This window comes from Chitinophaga niastensis (assembly GCF_003014755.1).
Classification (GTDB): Bacteria; Bacteroidota; Bacteroidia; order Chitinophagales; family Chitinophagaceae; genus Chitinophaga; species Chitinophaga niastensis.
Map to the genome: position 1 here is coordinate 338036 of NZ_PYAW01000004.1, position 14308 is coordinate 352343.

Here is a 14308-nt window from a genome sequence, read left to right on the forward strand (position 1 = left end):
GTTATTATATATCCAGGAAAAAAAATAAAATGAAAAAAATATTCTTGTGGCTGATTCCAGCAATTTGTACAGCAAATTCAAATCTGCTGATTGCCCAAACGGCACAAATTTCTGAGAAACAATTTTCGCTGCAAACTTACCCCTTTTCGGATCCTGATCCAGTACCAGAACCTAGGAAGATTTTCCCCTATTTCCGTTTTGATGGCTATGCTGATAAGGGAACTATGCAAGATTGGAAGATGGTAGAAATGGAAAATGATTACATCAAACTGTGGATTACTCCGGAGATTGGTGGCAAAATATGGGGAGCCATAGAGAAATCTACGGGTAAAGCGTTTGTTTACTATAATCATGCAGTAAAATTCCGTGATATAGCCATGCGGGGTCCCTGGACATCCGGAGGAATTGAGATGAACTTTGGCGTGATTGGCCATGCTCCTACCAGTTCTACTCCTGTGGATTATCTGATCCGGAAAAACGGTGATGGCAGTGTCAGTTGTTTTGTCGGAGCTATTGACCTTCCTTCACATACCCGCTGGAGTGTGGAGGTCAACCTGCCCAAAGACAAGGCCTGGTTTACCACCCGTTCAACCTGGGACAATCCCACAGGATTGGAACAATCTTATTATCACTGGATGAATCTGGGAATAAAAACGAAAGGGGACCTTGAATACGTTTTCCCCGGGAATTATTACCTGGGACATGATGGAAAACATTTCCCATGGCCGGTAGATGAACAAGGCCACAAGACTAATTTTTATGAAAAGAATAATTTTGGGAGTTATAAATCATATCATGTATTTGGAGAAATGACGAATTTTTACGGGGCTTATTGGCATAATGATGATTTTGGTTTTGCGCATTATTCCCCGTATGATGAAAAGCCGGGCAAGAAAGTCTGGATTTGGGGATTGTCTGATGAAGGAATGATTTGGGAAAAATTATTGACCGATACAGATGGGCAATATACTGAAATCCAATCCGGAAGATTGTTTAATCAAGCCAGTGAAGGAAGCAGTAATACGCCATTTAAAAATAGGGGATTTGCCCCTGGATCGACCGACGAATGGATGGAGCATTGGTTTCCGGTGAAGGGCACAAATGGGCTGAAAAGTGCTTCGCCTATTGGTTCTGTGAATATGGAACAACACGAAAATAAGGTAAGCGTATGGTTTTGCCCGAATGAAATTACCGATGGTTCATTGGAAGTACGGGAAGGCAAAGAAGTAGTTTTTAATAAAAAAATTCATACAATACCGATGCATAGCATCAATGAATCATTCGAATACAAAAGTGATTATAAGAAACTATCTGTATGGTTGAACAATGAACTGCTGTTTGATGCCGACCGGGAAAAATATGAAATAAAACGTCCTGTGGAACCTCCTGCAGGATTTAATTGGGAAACAGCCTACGGGCATTACCTGAAAGGGAAAGAGCAGGAAAGACAACGTGCCTATAAAACAGCCTGGGAAGAATACAAAAAAGCAATAGAGATAGAACCGGGATTTGTACCTGCTTTGACGGGTATGGCTAACCTTGCCTATAGAAAAACGGATTACAAAGCGTCTTTAGCATATTCATTAAAAGCACTTTCAGTGGATACGTATGATCCGGACGCCAACATGTCTTATGGTTTGGCAGGTCTTGCTTTGGGCGATACTACCTCGGCTATTGATGGATTCTCCATCGCATCGGCAGGCGTTTCCCAACGGAGTGCTGCATACAATGCGCTTGCTTCCGTGTTGCTGAAACAAGCTGACTACCGCAAGGCGCTTGCTTATGCCGGGAAAAGCCTTGTTTATAATCAACAGGGTTCAGCCGCCATTCAGTTGAAAATTCTTTGTCTCCGGAAACTTGGAATGATGGAAGAGGTAAGTAGTCAACTCACTAAATTGGAAGAGAAAGACCCACTCAATCATTTTATCCGGTTTGAAAAATTTCTTTCTGATCCTTCAAATGAAAACAAATTATTGGTTCAGCATTTCATTTGCAATGAACTTTCCCACGAAACCTATCTGGAATATGCATTATGGTATTTTCGAAACGGGCAGTTGTCTGATGCGCTGAAGGTGCTGGAGATGGCACCCGGAAATCATCCGGTTGTATTGCTCTGGACAGGTTATCTGAATCATCTTTTAGGAAATGAACAGGCTGCATACGTCGCGTTTAAAAAGGTAATTGAACAAAACCCTCAATTTGTTTTTCCATTTCGGGTAGAAACACTGAAACCGTTGGAATGGGCACAAACACTGTCGGATAACTGGAAACTAAACTACTATGCCGGCTTAATTTATTTGAATGCGGGGGCCGATGAAAAAGGCCGGAGCCTGTGGAATAGTTGTGGAAATACTCCCGATTTTTATCCTTTCTACATTGCCCGTTCCCGGATTTTGAACGCAGATAGCCAACAAGCACAGACCGATGTTGAAAGAGCTGTTTCCATTGCCGGGAATGACTGGCGGGCTGGCTTATATGCATCCAGGTTTTACCTGGATCGGGGCAATATTACGAAAGCAGAAGAACTGGCCCGGAATTATTACAAGGGAAATCCTATGAACTATTACCTGGGACTGCATTATGCCAAAGTACTGGAATTGAACCAGGACTACACAAAATGTATCAGTCTCCTCCAAAATATCCGGGTTTTGCCTTGCGAAGGTTCCATCGAAGGACGAACAATCTGGCGAAATGCGAACATCGGGAACTCGTTGGATTTAATGAAGGCTCAAAAATATCGAAAGGCGCTCGATGGTATCGCCCTGGCAAGGCAGTGGCCTGCCAATTTGGGTGTTGGAAAACCATACCAGGTGGATGAACAACTTGAAGATTTTATAGCATTTCAGTGTTTTAAAAAGCTGAAAGATAATATATCTGCCAGGAAGATGGAAGACCAAATCATCGGCCATACAGGGCAACTGAACTTATCGCCTTACATAAGCGACTTTTTAACTGCCTGGCTATTAAAAAAAGCCGGAAAGAAAACCGAAGGGGACCAGGTCATGAACAAATTACTTACGCATAATCCTTCATCCAAAATAATGCTGTGGTGCAATGCCATTTATTCCGGTGACCTGGATCGGGCTAAAACCCTTGCCAAAGAGGTTGACGTGAATGATCAAACCTTTCTTTTCCTGAGCAGGTTGTTTAATGAATAATTTCCAGGATCAACGCCGTATATCCGTCAACGATAGTATTGAAATAAACCCGCGTAAAGGATTTCTAACAGAAATAGACCAATGATGATTCATAAACCGGTAACAACTCTTTTTGCATTGCTCCTGTCATTAACAGCAGCTGCACAACAGCAAGTCAATGTCAGCAGTTTTGGTGTATTGCCCAATACTTTTACAGATGCTACCGCAGGCGTGCAGCAGGCTATTGCAGCCTGCAAAGATAAGCCTGGCGCTGTATTGGAATTTTCGGCGGGCCGTTACGATTTCTACCCGGAAGATGCCGTAAAGAAGGAATACTTTATTTCCAATACTTCCAGTGAAACAGAAGTCAGCAACAAAATAAAAACAATAGGGTTGTTTTTTGAAAACTTCAAAGGATTAACCATTGAGGGGAATGGCGCTACATTTGTTTTTCATGGAAAGATGATCACCTGGTTATTTGATCACTGTGAAGATATTACCCTGCGTAATATAAGCGTGGACTTTGAGCGGCCTTCCATGTCTGAAATGACCCTGAAAACAGTGACACCGCAATTTGTGGTGGCAGCAGTGCATCCGGATTCAAAATTTACCATTGTGAACCAGCGTCTGGAATGGTATGGCGAAAAATGGGGTATGAAACAATTCCACGCGGTGCTGGCAGATACTGCCAGGGGTATTTATACCTACTCTTCCTGGAACCCGTTTTACAAAAGTCAGGCAACATTGATAGCACCTGACCTGGTAAAGTTCAGCGGCGATTTTTCTGCTTTTAAAGGAGCCCCCGGGAATGTATTGACTGTAAGAGATGGGATCAGAGATCAGGTAGGTGCCTTCATGCAACATTGCAAAAATGTGCGCCTGGAAAACATAAACATGCATTATATGCATGGCCTGGGTATTGTAGCCCAGTTTTCTGAAAATCTTCACTACAGCCATGTACAGGTGATGCCTGCAGAAAACAGTGGCAGGGTAATGGCTTCTTTTGCTGATGGTATGCATTTTTCCGGCTGTAAGGGAGAGATTGAAATTACAGCTGCGCATTTCAAAGGACTGCATGATGATCCTGTCAATGTACATGGAACACATCTTGTCATCACAGAAAAAATATCACCGCGGGTATTGAAGCTCCGTTTTATGCATCACCAGACTTATGGTTTCGCTGCTTTTTTTGCGGGCGACAGTATTATGTTTGTGCATTCAGCTGCCTTACAGGGATACGGCACCGGCCTGGTTACTGCTGCCAGGCTAATTTCAGCGCGGGAGATGGAAGTTACTTTAAGCAAGGATATTCCTTCGGATGTTCGTACAGGCGATTGCCTGGAGAATATTACCTGGGTACCGTCACTGACTATACGAAACTGCCGTTTTGAAGGCGTGAATACAAGAGGACTGTTGGTTACCACACGCAAAAAAGTGGTGATAGAAAACAACATTTTTTACAGAACAGGTATGCATGCCATCTTAATAGCGGATGATGCCAGCAGCTGGTATGAATCCGGTCCTGTACAGGATGTATCCATTACCGGGAATACCTTTGAGGGCTGTGGTTATAACCAGGCTCCCGGCAATTACGTGATTGCCATTGCGCCGGAGAATCATGAGCTGGTAAAAGGGTATATGGTGCATCGTAATATCAGGATAGAAAACAATGATTTTAAGATCTATGATTATCCTTTGTTAACGGCACGCAGTACGGAGCATCTGATATTCAGCCATAATCGTATTACCTGGATGAATGATTATATGGCGCCGCAGGGGCCATTAAGAGCAGCTTTCAGTTTCAATGCCTGTGCAGGGGTTATTGTTACCGATAATGATTTTAAAGTGCCTTTTAAGCCGGTTGTTGAGTTGCAAAATATGTTACCGAAAGAAGTAAAAGGCCCCCTTCCCAAAAAAGCGCGGTAAACTAAGTATCTTTCATCCCATTTCAGCTTCATATTGATTCGATTTAAACTTTTGATTAATAAATAGTTTACAACTTGTTATTTACGTACAAAAGTAGTTCACACAGCCATCAGCAGGATAGGACAAAAATGTAATTTAGCAGGACTTATTTGAAGTTATATCTAAACGCCTCAGGCGAATACCCGGTATGCTTTTTGAAAAATCTGATGAAGTAGGAAACATCTTCGTAACCCAGATGATATGCTATCTGGTTTACCTGATTAGATGTTGCAAGAAGGTATCTTTTGGACTCCAGAATAATATATTCATTAATAAGTGCTGAACACGTTTTACCCAGCGTTCCCTTAGTGATTGCATTAAGCTGATAGGGAGAAAGATTCAATAAATCAGCATATTGGGACACTTGTTTATGGTTAGCAATATGCGTTTTTATAAGTTCTAATAATTCCTCCAGCCGTTCCTGTGTATATGGGTTGACATTATTCGAGGGGCTTTTGTTATCCTGCCGGACAAGTTCGATAAATAAAATACCCAGATTCGCTTTAATAACCTCCTGATACCTTTCTTGTTTGTCGGTATACTCTTGAAAAATATAAGTCAATATAGAAACTAACTTTTTGAATCGATTGTCATCAAGGCGACAATGGTTCATATTACTTACCTTTCGTAATAGCTGATTTGATACTTTGTCATGTGGATAATAGAAATCAGCCTTAAACTCCACCAGGTATCCCGTACTTCCTGCTTTCAGTGCAAGCTGATGTACCTGGCCAGGACGCATGAAGAAAACAGCATTGTCACAAACCTCGTACGATGTAAAGTCTATCTCATGATTACCTGTTCCTTTTTTCAGAGCCAGCATATAAAAGAAATCATGTCTGTGAAGCTCCTGAACCATGTCTTTTCCAGCAAGTAAATCCTGAATATCCCGTATGATAAAGTGTTCAGAATAATTCGGATCTTTTGGGACAGCATTTATATATCTTACAGGGATTTTTTTCATTTTTGTTTTTTAGTCAACTAAATTTAGGACGGGACATTTAACTTAATTGTTTTATCCTGCCTAACCACCTCTTTATTGTATTTGCTTTTATATTCCAATGGTGGGAGGAGATGTTTGGTTAGGTTCATGGGTTTCGTATTTTTTTTAGTAAGACAAAATAGCTGACTCGGTACGGCCGTGGCAAAAATATAAAACTTTCAGGGCATTCTGGTTATCCACTTGTGCATAAGCCATCACATTGAAGATTTATGCATTATATTTGGGCACATAATGCCAGCATTTTTTTTAATCATATAGTAAAATTGATTTTATAACAATCAGGACTACGGATCCCAGGTGGTATCGTTGTTACCCAAATAAGTTTTTCAAGCCAATGTATATAATCAGTTATTTCATGAAACGAATAGTAAAGCGGTTTTCGATTTCAGTAATTGTAATAATTATCAGCGGAGTTGCTTCAACAGCGTCCGGTCAAAGTAGTTCAATAGCAGAAAATGCATTAACGCGACTAATGGAAGGAGACTTTACAAAGGCAAAGAGCCTGGCAGCAGCAGCTATTAATTCCGATCGGAACAATGGGCTGGCCTATGCCATTCGCGGGCGGGCAAGGCTTGTTGGAAATGAATTAGCCGGGGCGCAGGTGGACCTTGCAGAAGCTATCAGACTTAGTCCGGATAACGGAGTCTTTTATGCTTTTGAAGCTGCCTGTTATCAATATCAAAATAACCCGGAGTTATCACGGAAAACGTTTGAAAGAGCCCTCCAACTATTGGGCTCGCCGAAATCTGCCATTGAATACTATGCCTGCGGTATTGCTTATGAAAGTGTAAAAAAAGAAGAAGCCGCCCTGGCTGATTACACAAAAGCTATCGAACTTAACCCACGTTTTGCGCTTTCCTATGTGAAACGTGGCAAAATTTATTCCAACAGGAAACAGGACGACGCAGCCATTGCCGAATATGCAAAAGCAATCGGGATTAATCCGTCGTATGCCGGCTGTTATTTTATCCGCGGTAATGCTTACTACGAAAAGCAACAGTATGATCTGGCAATAGCGGACTTCACAAAAGTAATTGAATTGAGCCCCAAAGATGTGGATGCTTATTTCAATCGTGGGGTGATGTACAAGAAAAAGGAAAAATACGATCTGGCACTTGCCGATTATGCCAAAGTAATTGAGCTTTCTCCAAAAGATGCCTCACTGTACGGCAACCGCGGTAATATTTATCTCATGCAGGAAAAAGCAGATCTGGCATTCAGTGATTACGCAAAAGCTATTGAGCTGGATCCGAAAAACGCCCTTTATTATGTTTCCCGCGGTAATATTTACGTTCGCTGGGAGCAATGGGATGCGGCGCTTAATGATTATAACAAAGCTATTGAGCTGGATCCGAAAAATGCAGACGCTTACCTGGAACGCGGCAATATTTATTTCAAAATTAAGAAGCAAAGTGATCTGGCGTTTGCTGATTTCAACAAAGTCATTGCAATTAATCCGAAATACTCCAATGGGTATTTGAATGTTGGTGTGGTTCACCACGATAAACAGCAGTATAGCCTTGCGATTTCCAATTACACGAAAGCCATTGAAGCTGACCCGGCAAATCTTCTCGCTTATCTCAACCGCGCGGATGCTTATGAGGCTATTGGAAGCAACAAGCTGGCGGATCTTGACCGCAAAAAATACAGCGATCTTGGCGGAAAGATTTCAGCATCCGGCGAAAAGTCACGGCGGGAGATCTTTCCACAGGGAACTTTTGACGCTAAATTAGCAGAGGGGGCACTGGGTCGCGGCTTGTCAAGGATTGTGGGAAGGGCCTGCACAAAGAAGGACGGGCTAATATTTTATGCTGCAGGTGTTAAAGTCGTTTTGTTTCCAGTCACCCCGTATCTTGAAGAGTGGTATAAGTTACGGGATCAGAAAGAGAATAAAAAAACCGGTGTATATATGTCGAAAGAAGCAAACCAATATTCTATTGAGGCAATTACCGGCGCCGATGGACGATTTGCCTTTGAAGGACTGAAGCCCGGCCAATATTTTATCCAGCTTATCCACGATTTCAACCAGCTCAAAACGGCAAGAATTTATAGCGGCTCAAATACTTCACAGAATGGCCCCGTGCGGGAAATCACCAATTATTATTATGATCAGGATTATATAGTTGAACGTTCACAACGACTGGAAAGATTTGTGGAGGTTAAACAAGACGGAGATACAAAAAAAATCACGCTGGCAAATGGTTTGATTAAGAGCTGTGAATTTTAATGAATTAAGTTACAACCAGTCTGGTAAACATTTATAAGTCCAATTTATCAACTCCAAAAGCGGATAAATTGATTCAAAATATTCAAGATTTAAAAAGGCGCCTCATTGATTTATGAGGCGCCTTCCTTTAAATTTAAGCTCTTAATATAATATTATCACCCGAAGCAATAACATTGACCGTTGTAGCACTCGCCTCCAAAGCCTGCCTGGTCCATACACCATGCATAACAAAATTGATTTGAACATGGCGTAAGATCATTGTAGCCACATTTGATGTTTTTCATTTCAGCGCGCATCAATGGAGTACCAAAGGATTTTAAGAATTTCATTTGTTAAATTTAAGATTATACAGAACTAGACGTTATCAGAATGGCGCTTACCATTCGTAGAATCCAGGTTATCGCAGGTAAAATAATTATTTATGCTGCATTATAATTGCAGTGTTAAAATCAGCTGAATTTTTTTGCTACAAAAAAAGGAAGAGCCGTGTAACAAGAGACTATTTTGTGGCTGGATAAAACTATAAACTATGAATGAGAAGTTGAAAAGCAAATTGGATGTTATTTTTAAATCCAGGCTAACAGATAGTGAAGGAGTAGAAATTGCGTCTTATGCAAATGAGGGCGCAACAGCACTTGAAATTCGTAATGTAGTTATTAACTTATCTATTGCGTTGCCCAAAGATTTTATTTTTATGATTGCACTTTGCCAGAACAATAGTACTTTACAATAATAGTAAAAATAGCTATTGTAGTTTATGAAAAAACAACTTATACTCTGTCTGCTGATACTGACAATTCCCGCTTTTCTATATGCCCAGGGGAAAATAGAACGTTTCTGCGAATTAAAGGCTGGCGGTGCTGGATTCAATTCCAAAGTGACGGCACAACTTAATTTTGGAGAGGGAACCAGGCTAATTGATTTTAAAGACCATCGAATGAAAGATTCTGTTGGCAATGTAAAAAAATTCAAGTCCATTGTAGATGTACTGAATTTCATGAGTGCTAAAGGATGGAAGCTGGTCACCACTTTTTCTGAGCCGGCCCCGAACCCGTCTTTCATTTATTTTTACTTTAAAAAAGAGCTGGATGCTGCTGAACTCAATAACTTCAAGCCAGAGGCGGAGTTTGAGATGTAATGACAGCACTATTCCACTTAAATAACTTCAAATCCCCAACAAGTAAGTTCGATTCTCGCCCCTTTCATAGAATATCTTTTATGATATAAAAGTTGAAAACTTACAAAAGTAAGAATGATGTGTACTCTTGAGCATTATTGTTGGTAGTAAATTTGGGTAATAGAATTTATCAAAGGTTGATCTACCGGGTGATTTTATTTTTTTGTATTGTAGTCTCCTGATAAAGTTAGTAATGTCTTATACTAATCAATTCGTAATTGATTAGTGTAAGACATTTTTTTTATGTGCGTTCATGGACTTGGCCATGCACCTGAATCTCGCAGAATGATGGGGGCAGATAAGGTGTAAAACTAACGGTCACCTGCCTTTATCTTTTCAATGGCCTGTGCCAGCAATGCATTGAACTCCGCCGGTTTTTCTATCATGGGATAGTGTCCGGTTGCATGGATAGGCAGTAGCATATACTGAATGCTTCTTTTCTTTTCTTTTCTTTTCGTGTTTTTATATTTCCTATGATGTTAGTGATTTGGTTTGATTCCAGGTTATTTTTTTATATTTTTATCTATACCCTTTGAGCAGCATTTAAGATAACCCATTAAGAGCAAATCAGCAGGCAATCCTACATTTCCCACATTTATCATTCATTTTTATTAAAATTCCATTATGAAAAAAGAATCCGTTTTTTATTACCCGCTTATCAGTTTACTGTTTGTTGCAACCAGTTTGTGCAGCTGTGCCAAACAACAGTTGAAATCCACAGCCCCAAATAATAAGGTTAGTAATGCGTCATCAGGTGCTGCAAATGTTGCTATTACCGGCTTTGTACACCCCGGTGTTCTCAATACCCAAGCCAGTCTTGATCTGGTGGGTGGACAGGTAAATGGGGGAGATGTCAACCGTACCTCCTCTTATCAAAAAGTGCTGGACTTTATTAACAGCCACAGCTATCCCACTTCTTTTCCATCCACAGTGGTAGTAGGCTCCAATGGCGCTACTTCACCGTCTAAAACACAGATCAGGAAGGACGCAGAGCTGGTGTATGCCCTGGCATTAAGATGGGCGAAAACCGGTAATGCTACCTACGCTACACAGGCTATCGGCATCCTCAATGGCTGGTCTTATAATTTCCAGCAATATGCTTTGCTGGATGGTGCTACCAATCCCAATCAGCCAGGGCTGGAGGCCTGCTGGACAACTCCCAGCTTTGTTGCTGCCGCAGAAATAATCCGTTACTATAACATAAAAGGTCAGGGCGCCGGCTGGGCTGCTGCAGATATAACACAGTTTAACAATTACCTGAATAATGTAAAGAATAATTACATTAACAACATGCCGGTTTATAATAATAACTGGAACGCTTCGCAGGGATATGCCAAGATGGCTATTGGCATTTTCCTGAACAGCACTTCCGTATACCAGAATGGATATAATACCATTACCACTTATCTTCCTGTTATCATACAATCTGATGGGACTATACCGGAATACTGCGATCGCAAGGACTGTGTTCACTTCCAGTATTCTCTTACTGCCTTTGCATATGCCGCTGAACTGGCGCGCATACAGGGAGATAATTCCCTGTGGACTGCTAATTCCAACCGCATCAGCGCGGGATATGATTATATGAAAGCTGCTTACGGACAAAGCACCAGTTGCAGCTATTGTGCTGTTTCCAGCTCCGTTTTTCCAGGTACTGAAGTCGCTTATAATTATTACAAAACCAGTAATCTTTCCTATCTGAGAGGACTACAGGCGCCGCTGGGTGTTACCAGCGACAATACTTTCCTGGGCTTTACTACTTATACACATTACAATGTGCCGGTACTGTAAAATAGCTTGCCTTTTGTAGGTAAGAAAATAAACTGATTTGCGCTGAAAAGTAGTTCGATTGCTGTATCATAGAGATCATGAAACGTGTTACAATTCTTAAGGATTGTAACACGTTTTTTCTTTGAACAGCGCTGTATTGTATTGTCTGAATTATCCTGAATGCGCCAGGTGAAAGAATCTTCATTGTATTTAGGGTATTATGAAGATGGGCTATCTATGTGCAACTAACCGGACTTAAATAATACTTTCATACTATTGGAAAAATCATTTACAATAATTATCTTTATTAAACTAATTAGTAATAATATTTATTATTACTCACCCCATACGTAATACCCTCGAAGTTATCATCATATTTTAACAGCATATTTTCTTGTTACCGTTTGAATGGAGATTTATATAATTTCAGGAGTTGTGATGTTGAAGTGATTTACTGACAGATATACCCCAAAATTTTAATCGAATGTAAATACCTTGAAATGTTGTCCTACACCGGATATTTCACCTCAAAGCTATTTCATATTGGTAACTGCATTGCAACAGCTTAGCTGAGCGATGTTTGAGATAATTATACTTTAAAAGTAACTCCATGTTTAATAATGTAGCTATTGATGTAGCCATCGGGCTGGTATTTATTTACCTCCTTTATAGTCTGCTCACCACTATTATCCAGGAAATTATCGCGGCTAAATTGTCTTTTCGTGCAAAGTTCCTTGAAAAAGCCATCATCAGGATGCTGCAGGATAAGCAGGAGTATTCCACGTTTACAAAGTGGGGTATTTTTATTAACCAGCTGGCAAAGCCCAAAAGCAACAAGAAACAGGAAGTGAGGGTATCTGAAATGGAGGAGGACAATAAGAAAGAGCGCGCAGCAGATAACGCCACGATTCAGAAGAAGAAAGGGCCAAATAGCTTTGCAGCTGCCTTCTACAATCACTCTTTGATAAAAGTTTTCAGTCAGGAGGACTGTACCAGGAAGCCGGCTTACCTGGTTAGTACCACATTTTCCAAAATAGTATTAGATCTTTTAAAAGGACATGAAGTAGTGCCAGGTGAAAATATTCGTAGCAAGATACAGGAGTCACTTACTACCGGCACTATCAAATGGAACCCTGGTAATATTAATGAGCAGGTTATTCATGACACGATAATAGAGAAGGACACCAAAGCCTATCTGAATTCTATATGGGCAGATGCCCAGGGAGATGTTGAGAAATTCCGGGATTTAATGGAACAATGGTTTAATGAAACAATGGATCGCACCACCGGTTGGTATAAGAAGTATACACAATTTATATCGCTGCTGATTGGTTTGGTGCTGGCCATCGTCTTTAATGTGGATACATTGAAGATAGCGGATGCGTTGCGCAAGGACCCTAAACTGAGGGAACAGCTGGTACAGCAGGCAGGTGCTTTTGTTGCTGCTCATCCTGATTTGAACGCAGAACTGCAAACCGCAAAAAAAGCAGTGAAAGAAAAGGTTACGGCAGATTCCTCCATCACTAAAAAAGATTCCGTAATAAAGGTAGCCGGCACTAACCTGGACAAGAGATATGATTCCTTAAAGCAGGTGATGGATTCTTTAAATGCTGCAGCGGGTAATCTTGTTAGTGGAGATATTGTACGTACCCGCGACATATTGGGTACCGGCATTTATTCAGTCAGTTTGATGAAAACGGGGGAGGACTGGTATAGTCTTAATGTTCTCTGGAGATTTTTGCAGGCGCTTGCCGGCTGGATCATTACTGCATTGGCATTGTCCTTAGGGTCGCCCTTCTGGTTTGATATACTGAATAAATTGATGAAGCTGCGCAGCTCAGTAGCACCCGCCATCGAACAGGATACTGCCAAAGCAAAGGAAGTTAACACAAACAATATTAAGCGGGTAGGATGATACAGTTAACTGTCACTAAATACCTGAATGTGCGGGTGGGAGAGGCCAGTGTTAATGCTCCCTGCTATCAATATTTGTCGCCGGGCAGTTTGCTGGAGGTAGATGGGGCGCTTTATCATGGAGATAACCTTTTTGATAATGATATCTGGTATAAAGATCCTGCGGGTAATTATTACTGGAGTGGTGGAGTGGCGGTGCCGCTTTCGTCTGCCGGAATAAATAAAACCGGTATTCCCGACTGGATGGTTAATCTGAAAATACCTGAGATCTGGCAATTAACAAAAGGGGAAGGTGTAGGGGTAGCTATACTGGATACGGGTATTAATATAAATAATCCTGACCTGACTTTTGATGGAGCAATACGTTATGCCTATAACAAAGAAAATCCTGCAACAGCGGACCTGCAGGATGTGGTGGGGCATGGAACTTTTTGTGCCGGCCTGATTGCATCAAAGAATAAGAATGGTCCGGTTATAGGTGTTGCGCCTGATTGCCACTTATATGTATGTAAGATAGCAGATGAGGAGGAGCTGAACGATCAATCAATTTATGCCAAAGCAATTAAATTTTGTGCCGGCCAGGATGATATTAAGGTAATATCTATCAGTTGGGCATCCAGTATTACTGAGCAAACGATATTGGATGAATTAAATCTGGAGATTAAAAATGCCATTGATAAAGATAAAATAATCCTTTGTTCGGTCGGGAATGCCTCTTCATTTAATGACCCCGGTCCTCTATTTCCTGCCTCTGTTGATAATGTAATAGGTATTGGTGCTATTCCTTTAGAACATGAGATTTACCCTTATATCAATGAACATCTGATAACGATCATTAATGGTAAAGGCATGCAGTCCTATGACAGGAATAATGCAATTGTTGTATTTCCTCCCGGAACAAGTCAGGCAAATGCTGTAGTAGCAGGTATTGTAGCCTTAATCATTTCTTACAAAAAAATAAAATTTTCACAGCAACAGATACTGGAAATGCTCAAAAGTATTTCCCAGCCTCAAACATTTAGTTTGTTAGATTTTAATCAACAACGCGTCAGTAAAACCCTCAATGTTTTAGACCCTAATCTATTATTGAATTTGTTCCAGGCATAAAACTTTAA

Annotated in this window: 9 protein-coding genes; 8 read left to right on the top strand and 1 reads right to left on the bottom strand. The window is 40.9% G+C overall.

Annotated features, from left to right (window positions below; all coding sequences use genetic code 11):
- Positions 1–29: 29 nt before the first annotated feature.
- On the top strand, positions 30–3158 hold the full coding sequence (locus tag CLV51_RS20225; protein ID WP_106529893.1) for a DUF5107 domain-containing protein: 3129 nt from the start codon (positions 30–32) through the stop codon (positions 3156–3158).
- A gap of 81 nt (positions 3159–3239) precedes the next feature.
- Positions 3240–5063 (top strand): right-handed parallel beta-helix repeat-containing protein, encoded by a 1824-nt coding sequence (locus CLV51_RS20230; protein WP_106529894.1) that lies wholly within the window; start codon positions 3240–3242, stop codon positions 5061–5063.
- Between the two features lie 145 nt (positions 5064–5208).
- On the opposite strand, the gene CLV51_RS20235 is transcribed toward CLV51_RS20230, so the two are convergent.
- Positions 5209–6066, bottom strand: a complete 858-nt coding sequence (locus CLV51_RS20235; RefSeq protein ID WP_106529895.1) for an AraC family transcriptional regulator — start codon at positions 6064–6066, stop codon at positions 5209–5211.
- A 394-nt stretch (positions 6067–6460) separates the two neighbouring features.
- Between CLV51_RS20235 and CLV51_RS20240 the strand changes: the two genes are divergently transcribed.
- The 6 genes from CLV51_RS20240 (at position 6461) to CLV51_RS20265 (ending at position 14300) form a co-directional block, all read left to right on the top strand.
- Positions 6461–8332, top strand: a complete 1872-nt coding sequence (locus CLV51_RS20240; RefSeq protein WP_158267079.1) for a tetratricopeptide repeat protein — start codon at positions 6461–6463, stop codon at positions 8330–8332.
- Positions 8333–8861: 529 nt separating this feature from the next.
- Complete coding sequence (locus tag CLV51_RS20245) at positions 8862–9065, top strand: hypothetical protein (RefSeq protein ID WP_106529897.1); 204 nt, start codon at positions 8862–8864, stop codon at positions 9063–9065.
- A 24-nt stretch (positions 9066–9089) separates the two neighbouring features.
- Positions 9090–9470 carry a hypothetical protein gene (locus tag CLV51_RS20250; RefSeq protein ID WP_106529898.1) on the top strand — a complete coding sequence of 127 codons (381 nt, stop codon included), beginning with the start codon at positions 9090–9092 and terminating at the stop codon, positions 9468–9470.
- Positions 9471–10133: 663 nt separating this feature from the next.
- Positions 10134–11300: an alginate lyase family protein gene (locus CLV51_RS20255; RefSeq protein WP_106529899.1), complete on the top strand. Its 1167-nt coding sequence runs from the start codon at positions 10134–10136 to the stop codon at positions 11298–11300.
- A 589-nt stretch (positions 11301–11889) separates the two neighbouring features.
- Complete coding sequence (locus tag CLV51_RS20260; RefSeq protein WP_106529900.1) at positions 11890–13194, top strand: hypothetical protein; 1305 nt, start codon at positions 11890–11892, stop codon at positions 13192–13194.
- Positions 13191–14300 (top strand): S8 family peptidase, encoded by a 1110-nt coding sequence (locus CLV51_RS20265; RefSeq protein WP_106529901.1) that lies wholly within the window; start codon positions 13191–13193, stop codon positions 14298–14300. Before CLV51_RS20260 ends, CLV51_RS20265 begins: the two co-directional genes overlap by 4 nt.
- Positions 14301–14308 lie beyond the last annotated feature (8 nt).